Raw genomic sequence first — 14,586 nt, 5'->3', positions numbered from 1 at the left:
TGGGGTGGCTGAAGCACTTCAACTGACTCTATCAGATGCCTCTTGCCGCTACAGTGGGGCCCGGTACACCATGCTCGCCGTCAGCATGGCCAATCAAATCCCGGGCCGTGTCCCATCCTGATCGACTGGCGTCCCATTTGCGCATTCCTGCCCGACGTTGACTGCCCCACACTGGAGCCATGACATCAGCCAGAGCGAGGAGTACACACATGCTGAGCAACAAAACCGCAGAAAACAAAGCGGCTCCCGTTACCCGGGCCTCAAACACCCCGGACAACGTCACCATCACCGCCCAGCGCATGGGGTTCGAGTTTGGCGAGCAGGTACCCCGTTACTGGGTCGACAACAGCTACACCATCAGCCACATCATGAATGCGCTCTCGGTGCTGTTCCCCCAGGGCGAGCAGTTCTTTGTCGATTCGGTAAGGGCGTTCCGGGACAAGATCTCCGATCCCAAGCTCAAAGAGGAGATACGCGGGTTCATTGGCCAGGAGGCCATGCACTCCCTGGAGCACATTGCTATGAACCAGCACGTCCGAGACCAGGGCATGCCGGTGGAAGAGCTGGAAAAGCATCTGGAGGTGGTTCTGGGCATCGCCAAGAAACTGCCCAAACGGCATCAGCTGGCCATCACCTGTGCCCTGGAGCACCTGACCGCTATGATGGCCGACATGCTGCTGGAACGTGACGATGTTCGCCAGGACATGGACGAGACCATGCGCCCGCTATGGGTTTGGCATGCAATCGAGGAAACGGAGCACAAGGCGGTAGCCTACGACGTATTCCAGGCAGCAGGCGGCACCTACGCCGAAAGAACCTTTTATCTCGCCTTCAGCACCGCCGCCCTGGGTGTGATGAGCACCTACTTCACCAGCCGGATGATGCTGAACGACCGCAAGAACTTCTCTCTGAAAGATACCGCTTCAGGCCTTTGGCGCCTGTGGGGCCTCAACGGAACCTTTTCCAGCCTGATTCCCACATGGCTGGAGTATTTCAAGCCCGGTTTTCACCCCTGGGATCACGACAACAGCGACCTGATTGCCCGTTTCAAGGAAGAAATCCAGTCGCACATCGCACCGCAGTACAAGAAAGGTAATCGCAGAACGCTTCAGTAATCCTTGGAGTTACGCGGACAAGCAGGTGGGGAGGCCTTTGTTCCGGGAAAAACAACTCGCTGCGCTCAGACATCTTTTTCCCTGCACAAAGGCCTCCCCACCCACTCATCCGCTTGATCTGGCCAAGGTCAATCGCCCGTTCTGGCAACTCCAGATCGAATGACTTCCCCTTTCAGCCAAAGCCGCCACTCACCGGGCTGATAAACATCCCATTTTTCATCGGTAGTCAGCGGTTCGGTCACAACAACGCTGACGATATCGTTCGGCGTCGTCTCCGATTCAAAGTCTACCGTCACGTCCGCGTCTTTCAGACGGGCAGGACCAAACGGTGCCCGCCGGGTAATGCTGGCCATTTTGGTGGTGCAGTAGGTAAACAGCCAGTCGCCGTTACTCAGCAGGAGGTTAAACACCCCCTGGCTGGCGTAAGCCTTCGACAGGCGCACCAGGCGCTCAATGATGTCGTCGGTCGGGGTGTTCCGGTCGCAGTGGCTGCGCAGGTGGTTGAGGATGTCGCAGAACAGGGCCTCGCTGTCGGTGGTGCCGACCGGTTCGTAGAAGCCCGGCGTAGAACTGAAGACGGACAACTGGCCGTTATGGGCGAACACCCAGTAGCGGCCCCAGAGTTCGCGCATGAACGGATGGGTATTGGCCAGGCAGATGTCGCCGACGTTTGCCTGGCGGATGTGGCAGATGGCTACTTCGCTCTTGATCGGGTGGGTCTGGACCACTTCGGCGATTCGGGAACTGGCGCTGGCATCAGCGTCGTGGAAGGCCCGGACGCCTTTGCCCTCGTAGAAGGCCACTCCCCAACCGTCTTTGTGGGGGCCGGTCTGGCCGCCGCGGCGGGTGAGGCCGGTGAAGCTGAAACACAGGTCAGTGGGCGTATTGGCGCTCATGGCCAGCAGTTCACACATGGGCTAGGTCAATCTTGCAGGGAAATGATTGCCCCAAGAATACCGCAATCAGCTCGCTTCGACAGTCAGAATCTCAAGCTGGCGGGGGTTATGGCCGGCGCCGACCACCCGATTTCGACCGGCCCGCTTGCCACTGTACAGCCAGCGGTCCGCAACCCGGAGCAGGCCTTCGGCTTCCCGGCCGTGATCTGGCCACTGGGCAATCCCGAAGGAGGCGGTTACCCGGATACGGGCATCACCATAGGGCAAATCGCGTTCAGCAATCCGCTGGCGCAGCTCGTCCATCAGGACAAACGCATCCGCCGGCTTCACATCCCGCAGAATCAGGCCGAACTCCTCGCCACCGAGGCGGCCGACAAAGTCTGTGCTTCTCAGGCGCTCGGTCAGGCATCGGCTGATGTTTTTGAGAACATAGTCTCCGGCCTCGTGGCCCAGGGTGTCGTTCACAAGCTTGAAGTGGTCAATGTCCATGACCACGAGAGCAAAACCGGCTCCGCTGCGATCACACTCGGCGATGGTCCGATTCAATGTGCCCTGGAAGTTGCTGCGATTGGCGAGGCCGGTCAGCGCATCAGTCTGGGCCATATCCACCAGGCGCTGCTCGGCCTCTTCGCGGCGGCCCTCATACAGGTGAATGAAGGCCAGCATCAGGGCACCGCACAACACCATGTTGAGCAGATCGATCATCGCGTGGGGGCTGCCGACCTGGCCAAGGTGGATGTAGTAGATAACACCGCCGACGATCATGAAGGGCGCGCTGAGAATCATGCCTTCTTTCTTGCCGAGCAGCAGGTAGGCAAGAACCGGCATCATCAGCACCCAGACGAAAGCGGACACCGAGGCTTCTGGCAGCAGCATTATCACGAGGAAAAATGCGAACAGAGGCACCAGATAGGCATAAACCCATTGCTGCAGGTGGGGCGTGGATTTCAGGCGCCAGACGCCGAAAAACAGCAACGCGCTGGCACAGAGTTCACCAATGCCCACCCAGAGGAAACCATTGAGAATCTGAAGGCATGCGAAAACCACCAGTGCCGAGCCGGTGATCAGAAAAAGCAGCCGCATCAAGGAGCGGCGATGGCTGTCGCGCAGACCTGAGCGGCTCTGTTCCAGAGTGGCCCCCAGGTCGGAATGGTGAGGCGTATTCATGCTGACTCTTCCTTGGATCAGCTTCCGAGTATAGCCCCGAAACACTGTTTGTAAAATGTACAGCAGGCCCGGTTCTTCACGGGCCCCTGACACTCAGCCTCACGCATCAGACATAAAGGTTCTTGCGGGAGAAGCGCTCCACCAAGGGCTGATAAGCCGAACCCAGCAGACGGTTGATGGCGTCGATACCCCAGGCGTCCGGGCCTACCAGGATGCGGGACTCGTTCTTGAGTATGCCTTTTACAATGGTCTCCGCCGCTTTCTCGGGCGTGGTCATGGCGAGCTTGTCGAAACCCTTGCGCTGGGCGACGGCATTCTCGGACTTGCCCATACGCGCGGCATTGGCAATGTTGGTGCGGATGCCACCGGGGTGCACACAGCTCACCGCCACCGGCTGGTTTTCCAGCTTCATTTCCTGCCTGAGGGCTTCGGTGAATCCGCGTACCGCAAACTTGGCGGCGTTGTAGGCGCTCTGTTTGGGCACGCCGATCAGGCCGAACACGCTGGACACATTCACCACATGGCCATCGCCCGAGGCAATCAGATGTGGCAGGAAGGCACGGGTGCCGTGGGCAACACCCCAGAAGTCAATGTCCATGACCCATTTGAAGTCCTCGTCGGTCATCTCACGCACCGTTGCAGACAGTGCCACGCCCGCGTTGTTGATGACCAGATTGACCTGACCAAAGTCTTTTACAACCTCCTCGGCATGGGCAAAGATGGCATCCCGATCCGAGACATCCAGCCGGTAGGTCCTCACATCGGCATTCCCGAGCGCTTCCGCCGTTTCCGCCAGGCCGGCCTCATTGACGTCAGACAGCGCCAGCCGGGAGCCCCGGTCCGCCAGGGACTTGGCGAGCGCGCGCCCGATACCCGAGCCGGCACCGGTAACAACGGCAACTTTGTTCTTCAGATTCTTCATGGTCACGGACCTCTTGTTGTGTGCTCTGGCAATTAAAGCAGATACTCTAACAATTGCCTGTCCGGGGGATATGGCTTTAGTGAACCAGGCCACATGGCACTCCGGCCACCCTCTGACGCGGCATCCGGTTTCCGGTACAATCCGATGCCGACGGCCGGTGTGCGACACCGAGCCTCCCCCTTCCCCGAACCTGTGGATTTTCTTTATGGAATGGAGTCTTACGCATTTCTGGCTGATCCTGGCGCTGGTGCTGAGCCTGGCTGAACTGGCCTCGGGTGTCCTGTTACTTCTGGCCCTGGGCATTGCCGCGGCGCTGACCGCCTTGCTGGCTTTTCTGGGCGTACCATTTGAGTGGCAGCTCGCCGGCATGGGGGTGTTCTCGGGAATCCTGGTGCCTGTCGCCATTCGCTGGATACGACCGCGCTTCTCTCCCAAAGGCGTGGCCTATGGCACGACCGGCACCGGAGTGGAGCAGGGCCGGCGTTACCAGACCCAGAAACGGGATTTCGATGGTGCCACGGGCATCAAGGTCAACGGCGATTTCTATCGCCTGCGGGTCACTGACACCGGAGAAACCGACCTTCCGGAAGGAACCGACGTCATTTTCAAACAGTTTGACGGCACGACCGCCGTTGTTGAGACGATCACACACAAGGAACAGTAAGCATGGAACAGTATCTTTCACCCGGGCTGATCATCAGCCTGATCCTGGTCGCTATTGGCATCTTCATCATTGCCAAGGGACTGGTCATCGTTCGCCAATCCGAAGTCATGGTCATTGAGCGGCTGGGTTCTTTCAATCGCATTCTTGAAAGTGGCGTGAACATCATCATCCCCTTCATCGAGCGGCCACGCCCAATCACCATGATTCGCTACGTCCGCATGGGCGAAGACTACCATCCGGTGATGAGCGATGAGGTCCGGATTGACCGCAGGGAAACGGTTATGGACTTCCCTGGACAGCCGGTGGTGACCACCGACAACGTCACGGTGAAGATCAACGGCGCCCTGTATTACCAGATCATTGACCCGCGCCGGGCCGTTTACGAAGTCGCCAACATGAGCCAGGCGGTGGAGGTTCTGGCCAAAACCACCCTGCGCTCGGTGGTGGGCAAGATGGAGCTGGACAAGCTGTTTGAATCCCGCAGCGAGGTGAACAACGCCATCCAGGCCGAGATGGAAGAGGCCGCTTCCAAGTGGGGCGTCAAGCTTACCCGGGTGGAAGTCCAGGACATCAGCATGCCGGAAGAAGTGGAAGAAGCCATGCGGTTGCAGATGGCTGCAGAGCGCAAGCGCCGGGCCACGGTCACCGAAGCCGAGGGGGAAAAGTCGGCGGCTATCGCCATGGCACAGGGCCAGCGCGAATCCGCCATTCTGAATGCCCAGGGCGACAAGGAGTCGGCCATTCTCCGGGCCCAGGGTGAGCAGGAGTCCATCCGTCTGGTACTCAGCGCAATGGGCGACTCTGAAGAGAACAAGCAGACGGTTATTGGCTACCTTCTGGGCCAGAGCTATATCAAGGTTCTGCCCAATATGGCGAAAGAGGGCGAGCGGGTGTTCGTACCCTACGAATCCTCAGCGCTGCTCGGCTCCATGGGCATGTTCCGCGAACTGGCCGGCAGCCCCGAGGACACGGTTCGCCAGCATCTGCAGCGCGATGGCCTGCGCGGCGGGATGGTCGGCGCGGCAGGCAACAGCTAAGCCCCGAGAACCCGTCAACCCAGGAGATTGTCCAGGGGTTGGTCGTAACTGGGGGCGAATACCTTCAGGAAATAGGCAACCTCTGGCAATCCGTCTTCCTCCAGGCGGTTGCGGATCTGTTGGGCGGCCGGCTCGAACTCCTTGTTGCCGGCCCTGATCTCCGCCTGGCACTTGAGCCACGCCGACAGCCTGTCGGCGGCCTTGATCAGTTCCCGGTCTTCTGCCGGTAGCCGAGACTCCCGAACATAAGGTGAAAAATCCTCTCGCAGGTCCTCTGGCAACAGCGCCAACAGTTCCGCCTCTGCCTTATGCTCGATGTCCCCGAATGCCTCTCGCATCACCTTTGAATGGTATTTCACCGGTGTCGGCATATCACCGGTAATCACCTCCGTCGCATCATGGTAAAGCGCTGCTGCGGCAATACGGTCGGCGTTCACCTGGCCACCGAAATGCCGGTTGCGGATGATGGCAAGCGCATGGGCCAGGGTTGCCACCTCCCAGGAATGGGTAGCCACATTCTCCTCAATGGCATTGCGCATCAGCCCCCAACGCTTGATCCAACGCAGGCGGGAGACATAGGCGAAAAAGTGGCTGACAACGTTACCCATTAATCACTGACCTGTTTTGCATAAGTTAATAATCTTTTGCTTCAGGTGCACAAAATCCCCGTGCTATTCTGAATGCGTATTCAATTGTTACATAACCGGGGATATCGTGTCCGCTGAAGCCCAATTTCGAAGATTAATGGCCATTCTTGTTGCGGCTATTATGCTGGCAACGGCGCCGGTTCGGGCAAACGAAACCGAAATCACTGTGGGCGTTTACCACTTTCCCCCGATCGCCAGTGTCAATTCCGATGGCAAAGTCGAGGGCTTCCTCGGGGAACTGCTGGAGGTGCTTGAGCAGATACACCCGGACGTCTCATTCCATATCATCCACACCTCCCCCAAACGCCGCCACCTGGATTTCGATGCCGGTCTCTACGACGTCATCTTCTTTCAAAGCCCTGACTGGGGTTGGACAAAGAAGGATGTGGACATTACCCACCCGATCTTGGCCGACGAAGAACTTTATGTCGCTCTCAAGAAACCCGGCAGAGATTCCTCATTCTTTGACGACCTGCACAACCGATCTATTGTGGCCATTTCCGGCTATTACTATGGTTTTGCCGGGTATGAAACTGACAACTCCGTGCTCGAACAAAAATTTAATATCGAGTTTTCCGACAGCCACGCCCGCAACATGAATTTGATCAAAGTCGACCGGCCCTCTGTTGCGGAGGTCGCCATAGTCAGCCACTCCTACCTGCAGCGGCACCTGGCCAGGCATCCAGAAGACCGAGACAAATTACTAATATCGAACGAGCCGGATCAGCGCTACCAGCTCAGCATCATTGCCCGGAAGGGCGGCGCCGCCAGTGCAGACCAGATGCTCGAACTGTTGGCGCCGCTGGTGGACAATGGCCGATACCGGCAACTCGTCGAAAACTGGGGGCTCCAGTTACCAGCCGGCTTTCTGACCAGCTTCGAGGCACCCTGAGGTCAACGCACATCCAGGTTGAAGGCGACGATCACGTTACCCTCGCCACCCATCTCCGCATTACGGGCCGGATCGAGCAGGAACAGCTGATCAGCCGGTACTCCGTGCGTTTGCTGCAGGACATTCCGCAAGGTTACCCCGCGCGAGGAGGCCAGGTTACTCAACGCTTCCGGCGCCAGTGACCGCTCACCGGCCAGATAGGCTTCCCGGGCTGCCTGCCATTCCTCCTCGGACAGTTCCTGTTCACCACCAGCGGTCAGATCGTCCCGCAACAGCGCAAGTCCGTCAGCCTGGGGCTCAACATTACCCCGAATATTCAGCAACAGGTCCGGGCGTTCCAGCAAGGCGTCCGCCAACGCCGCCAGCTTTTCGGCCTCACCCTCGGCCAGCTGGATACTGCCGGGAACAAAGCTCACCTTGCCCAACTCTTCCCCGCTCAACCCGGCCAGCTCCGCAATCGAACCAAGCATACTGAACGGTGACGCCGCGGCCTTCGCCAACAGGTTTACGAATGCCCGCATCACCACCTTGCCGACACTGAAGTCCGGGTCGGACAGGTCGCCGCTGATCGGCAGGTCCACTTCAATAACCCCTTTGCTGTCCCTGAGCAGGGCCAGACCCAGTTTGACCGGCGCATTGACGGCATCGTCGCTGGCTATGGCGGAACCCAGTTCCAGCCGATCCATCACCACCAGGTTGGAGGCATCGATTTGTGAGCCGGCAATCTCGTAATCCAGGTTAAGATTCAGCTTGCCACTGTCCACGCCGTAGCCCAGGTATCGCCCGAAATAGGGCGACAGCGCCGGTAGCGACAGATCCTGCATGATCAACCGGAGATCGCTGACATCCTCGGTGCCGAGGGTCCCAATGGTGCCTTCGAAATCCAGGTCCGCCACGCCGCCGACCCGGCCCCTTATGGATACCTTGCCCTGCTGCGGGGAAATGTTGCTCAATCCGGTTACGCTGCCATTCAGCTCACCAAACGATGTGGTGAAGGCGGGATCCAGCGTACGATCGGTGTAGGCCAGCTCACCGTTCTCAAGCATCAGCTGTCCAATGCGGAAAATGAATTCGGGCTCGGAGTCGCCGGTTCTCTCTGCGGCCTCCGGGGCCGGTTCTTGTTCCCCGGCGGAACCGGCCCCCTTGGCAATGCGCTCCACGTTATGGACGCTGTCGGTATTGCGGACAATGTTGATCCTCGGCTGGGCCAAGGTCACGGTGCCGATTTCCAGCCGGGCAGGGTGGACGTTATATTCAATCGGCGCCAGGCGCAACGTTTGCCATGACACCAGCGATCCGGAACTGTCAGGCAGTTTCAGGTCCAGGCCGGCCACTTCCGCAGTTCCGCTGAAGGTGCCGGTGAGCGGGTCCTGTTGGCCATCGAGGTCCAGATTGCCATCGAGGCCCAGAGTACCGTTGGTTATGGCGAGGTTGGCGCCCTCCTGCACGTATGGCTCGAAGGCCGCCAACGCGACACCGCTCCCGGATATGGCCGCTTCCAGGGTAAATGGGGCGGGCGTAACCTGGCCATTCAGCGACAACTGCCCACCACTGGCCAGGGTTCCCCGGGCTTCGTAAGTAACCGGTTCCTCCAGCTCGTGGCTTATCCGCCCTACCGAAACCGAGAGTTGCTCAAGAGCAATTTCAGCCGCCGTCTCCGGCTGACTGTCCTGCCAGAGAACCCGCCCGTCGGAGAGCGCAATGCCCGCGACTGACCAGCGGAACGGCTGCCCGGCAGACGATGCGTCGTCTGCGCTTTCAGCCTCTCCCTGTTCGGAGGCCAGCGGCGCCAACCAGTCGATTTCCCCCGCTGCACTTCGCGCCAGGGCGAGATCGAGCTTGTCCAGGGACACCTGGCCGATACGGACCTCCCTCCGGTTGAGGTCGAAACCGATGGCATCCACCGACAGCAGGGCGTTCGTCAGCCTGGCCTGATCACTCTGCTCATCCAGGGCGACGGCAAGATTCTCGAGTTTCAGCTGACCGTTGGTCGTTTCCAGGTAAAAGGCGTCTCCGGCCTGGATTTCATAGTCCGAGCTGAGAGTAACGCTGCCGCCACGCAAGTCGTAGGGGAAAAACGGCGCCAGAAAGTGCGCCAGGGTTTCATAGCCCACCGCCGACACTTTGAGGGTACCGTTGGAATAGAATGGCGCGACACTCAGATCCCCTTGCCACTCGACGGTCTGGCTGCCCAACGCCGCCAGCAGGGAGTAATCGCTGTCCTGCCCTTCCCGTTGCCAGGTGGCGAGGTCGTTCAGTGTCAGATCCAGCGGGGTAATCCGAAACTCCGCCATTTCCTGCTTGGTGAAGTCCCGGAGCAGCATTTCGCCGCCATTCAGCGCAATTTGACCAAAATAGAGCCTGGGCGGGCCGGTTTCCTCTGCTTGCGCGGACGGGGGCTCGTCCTGAACGGCCTCCGGATTGGCCGCCTGCCAGTCCCTGGCAAAATTAACGCTGTAGTCCTCGAGGAGGTCTACCCGAACGTAAGGCTCGTCCAGCTGAATGGCTTCAAAACCGGCAATTCCGCGAATCAGCTGGAAAAAATTCATGTCCACCATGAGCCGGTCAAAGCCAACCACCTGCTCGCCATCCGCATCGGCCGCAGACAGTCCCAGAGCTTCTACCCGAAGGGTAAAGGGATTGGTACGGATATCGGTGATTTCTGCCTGCCAGCCCATGCGCTGGTCCAGCTGCTCTGGCACCAGCCGCTCCAGCCACCAGGGAAGCAGCAGGAACCCTGCCAGGGTGTACAGAATCAGAAGTGCCAGGAATCCGATCAACAGATTCCTGGGCATGCGACTGCTTTTACGGCTCTGGGCCACAGACATCTCCTTATAACCGGCGGATTCCCGGGGCAATCTTGCCCACCTGCCTGTCCACAAGGATAGTCGGCCTTGTGCCGGTTTGTCAGCTCTGGAGCTTATGACCCGGTAACACCAGCTCCGGGTCAGTGACCATGTTGGAAAACTGGCCAATCTCTTCGGGGTCTCTTGGTACCATGGCAGCGCGGACCAGCTTGCGCGTTGAATTTCCGGTTGCCGGGTAAGCAGACTGGCCGACACGCCAGGTGACCGGCATAGCCGGAGTACCAATACGCTCATTGATCTGGCGGAGCCGTTTGTACATGAACGCGTGCTGGCTGTCCTCATGATCGGGCACCAGGGCAAAGAAGGCGCTGGCTGAATACCGGGCCAGATAGACCGGGTCCGACATCTGGTCAAGCAGCGCCGCACTGATTTCCTTGACCACCGTATTCAGCGATTCCTCACCCATGCCGCTGGAAAGCTCTCGGAAGTTGGCAATATCCAGATAAATCAGGGCAAACGGGTTACCGCCGGCGTTGTCCCGGGCAAGGATATCCAGCAGACGTTCCTCCAGTGCTGAACGGTTGGGCAGGCCGGTCACCGTGTCGACAAAGGCCAACTCTGCCACTCGCTGATCCTCTTCCGCCTTGCGTACGGCGGCGTCACGCTGATGTTTTACATCGAGAACAGTCACCACCAATGCAACGCCGAGCAGGGCTGCACAGAAGAGGGCCAGAGGGATCCCCATCCAATCACCGCGCAAGCCATTGTCAGCGGCAGGGACAGCGCCTTCAGGGAAAATCATCGCCATCATACCGGTGTAGTGCATGCCACAGATTGCTGCAGCCATCACCAGGGCTGCCACAAACTGAATGGCCAGGGATCCCGCTCCGTCCATGCCCTGAAGCTTTCGGCACAGGGCAAGCGCGACACCGGATGCGACAACGGCAATCACGATGGAAACGGCAAGAAATCCAATGTTGAATGTCGGCGGCGCAGACATTCGCATCGCGTACATTCCCAGGTAATGCATGACAACAATGCCGCCGGCCATGAAGAGCGTCGCACCAGCAAACAGAGGCGCTCCCAATCGCTCCCGCCCGATAATATGCAGGGCAATGCCGGAGGCAACCACAGCCGCGAGCCACGAAACCGTCGTCATCAGGACATCGAACGTCATGGCGACATCCATCGGCATAGCACGCATTCCGACAAAGTGCATGGTCCAGACGCCGGTTCCCATCAACACGGCACCAGCGGCCAGCCATTTTCGACGCTCGCCGTCTTTGGCGTTGGTCAACCTGGCGCCGAAGAACAGGGCAGCGTATGCAGCCAGAACAGCGACCAGAAAGGAAGCAGCCACAAGGGGCAAATCGTATTCGGACATCATCTCGTTCGACCTTTTATTGGTGTGTTTGAACGGGTCAGATTTCCCGGTTGCTCAATGCTGACCTACATCAACGTCCGGTTAGATACGGGCTAAGTGTGAATTGGGTCTCATTCTATTGTTGGCTTTATGTAACCGTCTCCGACACAAGCATCGCTGACAGACAGGCCTGAACCCGATATGCTTCGGAATCGTATTTATCCCGGGCCAGTAGAACTCGAATGAGAGGGAGCATTATGGATATCGGCGATATGCGTCGTGATTTCGAGAGTGAGGGGCTGGATCGCGATGCGCTGGACAGTAATCCGGTCAGGCAGTTCCAGGTCTGGTTTGAAGATGCCCGGGAGGCAGGCATTCTCGAGCCCAACGCCATGTCGCTGGCGACCACAGGTCGGGATGGCATGCCGGACCTGCGCACGGTCTTGCTGAAATACTTCGACGACGAGGGTTTTGTCTTTTACACCAACTACGGCAGCCGGAAGGCGCGGGAAATGGAAGAGAACCCCCAGGCAGCCCTGCTATTTCCCTGGATCGGACTGAATCGTCAGGTACGGATCCAGGGCGCCGTTGAGAAGGTAAGCAAAGCAGAATCCCTGCGCTATTTTGCATCACGACCCCGGGGCAGTCAGATTGGCGCCTGGGTATCCGAACAGAGCAAGGCCATCACCTCCCGGGGGTTGCTTGAACAGAAGGTGGCTGAGATCAAACGCAAATTCAGTGACGGCGAAGTGCCACTCCCAAGTTTCTGGGGTGGTTATCGCATTGTCCCCGACCGTATCGAGTTCTGGCAGGGCCGGCCCAGCCGGCTCCATGACCGCTTTGAATATGTGAGGGACGGCGATGGCTGGCTCATCCAACGACTTCAGCCCTGATGACCGCCCATCTGTCTGGCTTTGCCACCAGACAGATGGGCCCGAGATCGCCCACCCGGCCTGGCTGACCCACTATGAACGCGAGACCGTGGGCAAATTCAGTGGCCCCCGGGAGCGGGAATACCTGTCCAGTCGCTGGCTTATTCGCCAGGCCATTGGCAAATCCGCCATGGTCCCGCCCAACCATTGCTGCCCGGTGGCCGGCCGCCCCAACGCTTCCGGTTCGCCCGAGGGCTGGCGGTTGTCTCTCAGCCATAGCCAGGGTCTGTCCGCCTGCGCCACTCGGGCAGACTCACCCATCGGACTGGATCTCGAGCCCTGCCAGCGCCATGCCCAGTGGCAGAAAGTGGTCAAACGCTGGTTCTCCCCGGTCGAACAGGAGTGGCTGTTCCGGGAAGACGACTCGAATACCTTCCTCAAGGTATGGACCCTCAAAGAAGCCTGGCTGAAGGCAACCGGGCGCGGCATTGCCGGCAACCTCCAGACCCTGGAGGTGCGCAAGAATTTCGAGATCTACGGCGACCAGCCAGAACAGGACTGGCAAGCCGCCTGCTGCTACATTGAGGGCTACCTGGTAACCGTGGTGTTTCGGGGAAGCCAGCCGGTATGGCCGGAAATTACCTTGCTTGAACCGCCGCCCCACGATTTCTCACTGGTGGATGCGGAACCCATCGAAGCCTCCTGGGAGCCACTGTTCCAGCGCACTATCCGTTGCAAAACCCCGTGACTCGGGCCAGACACAAATAAAACAGGTCAGTTTATGGACACCCCGGAACGCTGCCCATGGTGTGGCGACGACCCACTCTACGTGCACTATCACGACACCGTGTGGGGCCGCCCCGAATACGACGATCTCGCCTTGTTCGAAAAACTCTGCCTGGACGGTCAACAGGCCGGCCTGAGCTGGATCACCATCCTGCGAAAACAGGAGAACTATCGCGCGGCCTACGATCACTTCGATCCGGAAAAGATCGTGCAATACGACGAGAGCATGGTTGAGGCGCTGCTAAGCAACCCGGGCATTATCCGCAACCGCCTGAAGGTTCAGTCCATCATCAAAAATGCCCGGGGTTATCTGGATTTACGTGATGAAGGCAAAGGTTTCAGTGACTTTATCTGGTCCTTTGTTGAACACCAGCCAATCCAGAACCGGTGGCGCTCCTTTTCCGAGGTTCCCACGGCCACGCCGGAATCCGAAGCCATGTCGAAGGCCCTGAAACGCGCCGGGTTCACCTTTGTCGGTCCTACCATCGTCTACGCGTTTATGCAGGCAACGGGCATGGTGAACGACCATCTGGTGACGTGCCCACAACACCGGGAGTGCTATTTACTGAGCCAATGATCTCAATAGGCTGAGGGGTCGTAAGTTCTGGTGTGTTCCAAACCCCGGAGCTTTTCTGTGCGAATCACCCTTGACCAACTCAGAAGCCTGCAGAGTCCAGTTATCGACCTGCTTGAGATCCTTTCGCTCGAAGGCCAGCATTACATGGCCCGCCTCAGCATTGATGACCAACCTCTGCTGCTCTCTGAAAAAAATGGCACTACCTCACTTTTCCGGAGCGCCTGGCAAGTCCAGGATACCCTGGCTTCGTTTGACATTCGTGAAACTCAGGTTGTGCATCCCTCCGCCTACCACGAAATGGTTGGCATGGAACCTTCGGACGTTGAACCCATGAGAATCCGGGTTCAGAGGCAGAAACCGTGATTGCAGTAGCAAGACTCGCCATCCTTGTTGGCATCGCGGGCCTCGTTCCTTTTATCGGCCTTCTCGCAGGGTTGTTTTTGCTGCCTCAGCACAGCGTGGCGCTGCTGGGCTACTTCTATCTATATAGTGCAGGAATCCTGGCCTTTATGGCTGGCGTCTACTGGCCCATTGCCATGCAGTTGGACAACTGCTCCTATCCCTTGTCGCCCATCGTTACCATGCTGCTTAGCCAGGTATTTTTTGTCTCAGCAGGCCTCGGCTTGCTGTTGCCGGTAACTGGTCAGATTGTGCTTTACACCATCGCCTATCTGGCGCTCTACCTGGTGGACGTACGTTGGATGAGGGTTTACTGGCCCGCCTGGTATTTGCGCCTTCGACTTCTTCTTACCTCGGTGGTTGTGGTTTGTCAGCTTACAGCGGCCGCCTGGTTTTTCCTTCTCCACACGGCGCACTGAGTCTTTCCGGGAGGTGCGGAGCC

At 58.7% G+C, this 14,586-nt stretch carries 15 protein-coding genes; 9 read left to right on the top strand and 6 right to left on the bottom strand.

The annotated features are described in order from the left end of the window. The first annotated feature begins 209 nt into the window (after nucleotides 1-209). A complete protein-coding gene (locus tag SIC15_RS00860; protein ID WP_412536875.1) occupies nucleotides 210-1,115 on the top strand; it encodes a metal-dependent hydrolase in 906 nt (301 codons plus the stop codon). A 128-nt stretch (nucleotides 1,116-1,243) separates the two neighbouring features. Here SIC15_RS00860 and SIC15_RS00855 read toward each other — a convergent pair whose 3' ends face one another. From SIC15_RS00855 to SIC15_RS00845, 3 genes are all read right to left on the bottom strand, one after another. Then, entirely contained in the window at nucleotides 1,244-2,029 is a 786-nt protein-coding gene (locus SIC15_RS00855) for a class II glutamine amidotransferase (protein WP_412536874.1), read from the bottom strand. A 48-nt stretch (nucleotides 2,030-2,077) separates the two neighbouring features. Then, nucleotides 2,078-3,178: a GGDEF domain-containing protein gene (locus tag SIC15_RS00850; RefSeq protein ID WP_136630423.1), complete on the bottom strand. Its 1,101-nt coding sequence runs from the start codon at nucleotides 3,176-3,178 to the stop codon at nucleotides 2,078-2,080. 106 nt (nucleotides 3,179-3,284) lie between these two features. Beyond that, a complete protein-coding gene (locus SIC15_RS00845; protein WP_412536873.1) occupies nucleotides 3,285-4,100 on the bottom strand; it encodes an SDR family NAD(P)-dependent oxidoreductase in 816 nt (271 codons plus the stop codon). 205 nt (nucleotides 4,101-4,305) lie between these two features. On the opposite strand from SIC15_RS00845, the gene SIC15_RS00840 reads away from it, so the two are divergent. Continuing rightward, a complete protein-coding gene (locus SIC15_RS00840) occupies nucleotides 4,306-4,764 on the top strand; it encodes an NfeD family protein (protein ID WP_069182545.1) in 459 nt (152 codons plus the stop codon). A 2-nt stretch (nucleotides 4,765-4,766) separates the two neighbouring features. Then, nucleotides 4,767-5,801, top strand: a complete 1,035-nt coding sequence (locus tag SIC15_RS00835; RefSeq protein ID WP_136630425.1) for an SPFH domain-containing protein — start codon at nucleotides 4,767-4,769, stop codon at nucleotides 5,799-5,801. 14 nt (nucleotides 5,802-5,815) lie between these two features. Here the strand turns inward: SIC15_RS00835 and yfbR are convergent, their stop codons facing one another. Beyond that, entirely contained in the window at nucleotides 5,816-6,409 is a 594-nt protein-coding gene (yfbR, locus tag SIC15_RS00830; RefSeq protein WP_412536872.1) for a 5'-deoxynucleotidase, read from the bottom strand. A gap of 136 nt (nucleotides 6,410-6,545) precedes the next feature. On the opposite strand from yfbR, the gene SIC15_RS00825 reads away from it, so the two are divergent. Next, entirely contained in the window at nucleotides 6,546-7,340 is a 795-nt protein-coding gene (locus tag SIC15_RS00825; RefSeq protein WP_412536871.1) for a substrate-binding periplasmic protein, read from the top strand. Nucleotides 7,341-7,342: 2 nt separating this feature from the next. On the opposite strand, the gene SIC15_RS00820 is transcribed toward SIC15_RS00825, so the two are convergent. Both SIC15_RS00820 and SIC15_RS00815 read right to left on the bottom strand, forming a co-directional pair. Further along, entirely contained in the window at nucleotides 7,343-10,168 is a 2,826-nt protein-coding gene (locus tag SIC15_RS00820) for a DUF748 domain-containing protein (RefSeq protein WP_412537577.1), read from the bottom strand. 79 nt (nucleotides 10,169-10,247) lie between these two features. Then, on the bottom strand, nucleotides 10,248-11,534 hold the full coding sequence (locus SIC15_RS00815) for an MHYT domain-containing protein (protein WP_412536870.1): 1,287 nt from the start codon (nucleotides 11,532-11,534) through the stop codon (nucleotides 10,248-10,250). A 233-nt stretch (nucleotides 11,535-11,767) separates the two neighbouring features. Here SIC15_RS00815 and pdxH point away from each other — a divergent pair, with 233 nt between their 5' ends. The 5 genes from pdxH to SIC15_RS00790 are packed head-to-tail and all read left to right on the top strand — an operon-like array spanning nucleotide 11,768 to nucleotide 14,563. After that, on the top strand, nucleotides 11,768-12,403 hold the full coding sequence (pdxH, locus tag SIC15_RS00810; RefSeq protein ID WP_153637125.1) for a pyridoxamine 5'-phosphate oxidase: 636 nt from the start codon (nucleotides 11,768-11,770) through the stop codon (nucleotides 12,401-12,403). Then, the gene (locus SIC15_RS00805; protein WP_412536869.1) at nucleotides 12,372-13,130 is read left to right on the top strand and encodes a 4'-phosphopantetheinyl transferase family protein; all 759 of its coding nucleotides are present in this window, start codon (nucleotides 12,372-12,374) and stop codon (nucleotides 13,128-13,130) included. Before pdxH ends, SIC15_RS00805 begins: the two co-directional genes overlap by 32 nt. 33 nt (nucleotides 13,131-13,163) lie before the next feature. After that, nucleotides 13,164-13,745, top strand: coding sequence for a DNA-3-methyladenine glycosylase I (locus SIC15_RS00800; protein WP_412536868.1), 582 nt, complete (start codon nucleotides 13,164-13,166; stop codon nucleotides 13,743-13,745). A 57-nt stretch (nucleotides 13,746-13,802) separates the two neighbouring features. Beyond that, nucleotides 13,803-14,108 carry a DUF6482 family protein gene (locus SIC15_RS00795; RefSeq protein ID WP_412536867.1) on the top strand — a complete coding sequence of 102 codons (306 nt, stop codon included), beginning with the start codon at nucleotides 13,803-13,805 and terminating at the stop codon, nucleotides 14,106-14,108. Next, nucleotides 14,105-14,563, top strand: a complete 459-nt coding sequence (locus tag SIC15_RS00790) for a DUF3429 domain-containing protein (protein ID WP_209399306.1) — start codon at nucleotides 14,105-14,107, stop codon at nucleotides 14,561-14,563. The genes SIC15_RS00795 and SIC15_RS00790 overlap by 4 nt, the downstream gene beginning before the upstream one ends. The last annotated feature ends 23 nt before the right edge of the window (nucleotides 14,564-14,586 follow it).

The organism is Marinobacter sp. MIT932201 (assembly GCF_047123295.1).
Classification (GTDB): Bacteria; Pseudomonadota; Gammaproteobacteria; order Pseudomonadales; family Oleiphilaceae; genus Marinobacter; species Marinobacter salsuginis.
This window is presented reverse-complemented; position numbering and strand designations above follow the sequence as displayed.

What these genes read in the sequence shown, in the direction of transcription:
- yfbR (WP_412536872.1), bottom strand. Translation starts at nt 6,409, where the DNA reads ATGGGTAACGTTGTCAGCCACTTTTTCGCCTATGTCTCCCGCCTGCGT.
- SIC15_RS00860 (WP_412536875.1), top strand. Translation starts at nt 210, where the DNA reads ATGCTGAGCAACAAAACCGCAGAAAACAAAGCGGCTCCCGTTACCCGG.
- SIC15_RS00845 (WP_412536873.1), bottom strand. Translation starts at nt 4,100, where the DNA reads ATGAAGAATCTGAAGAACAAAGTTGCCGTTGTTACCGGTGCCGGCTCG.
- SIC15_RS00800 (WP_412536868.1), top strand. Translation starts at nt 13,164, where the DNA reads ATGGACACCCCGGAACGCTGCCCATGGTGTGGCGACGACCCACTCTAC.
- SIC15_RS00840 (WP_069182545.1), top strand. Translation starts at nt 4,306, where the DNA reads ATGGAATGGAGTCTTACGCATTTCTGGCTGATCCTGGCGCTGGTGCTG.
- SIC15_RS00855 (WP_412536874.1), bottom strand. Translation starts at nt 2,029, where the DNA reads ATGTGTGAACTGCTGGCCATGAGCGCCAATACGCCCACTGACCTGTGT.
- SIC15_RS00815 (WP_412536870.1), bottom strand. Translation starts at nt 11,534, where the DNA reads ATGATGTCCGAATACGATTTGCCCCTTGTGGCTGCTTCCTTTCTGGTC.
- SIC15_RS00825 (WP_412536871.1), top strand. Translation starts at nt 6,546, where the DNA reads ATGGCCATTCTTGTTGCGGCTATTATGCTGGCAACGGCGCCGGTTCGG.
- SIC15_RS00835 (WP_136630425.1), top strand. Translation starts at nt 4,767, where the DNA reads ATGGAACAGTATCTTTCACCCGGGCTGATCATCAGCCTGATCCTGGTC.
- pdxH (WP_153637125.1), top strand. Translation starts at nt 11,768, where the DNA reads ATGGATATCGGCGATATGCGTCGTGATTTCGAGAGTGAGGGGCTGGAT.
- SIC15_RS00820 (WP_412537577.1), bottom strand. Translation starts at nt 10,168, where the DNA reads ATGTCTGTGGCCCAGAGCCGTAAAAGCAGTCGCATGCCCAGGAATCTG.
- SIC15_RS00805 (WP_412536869.1), top strand. Translation starts at nt 12,372, where the DNA reads ATGGCTGGCTCATCCAACGACTTCAGCCCTGATGACCGCCCATCTGTC.
- SIC15_RS00850 (WP_136630423.1), bottom strand. Translation starts at nt 3,178, where the DNA reads ATGAATACGCCTCACCATTCCGACCTGGGGGCCACTCTGGAACAGAGC.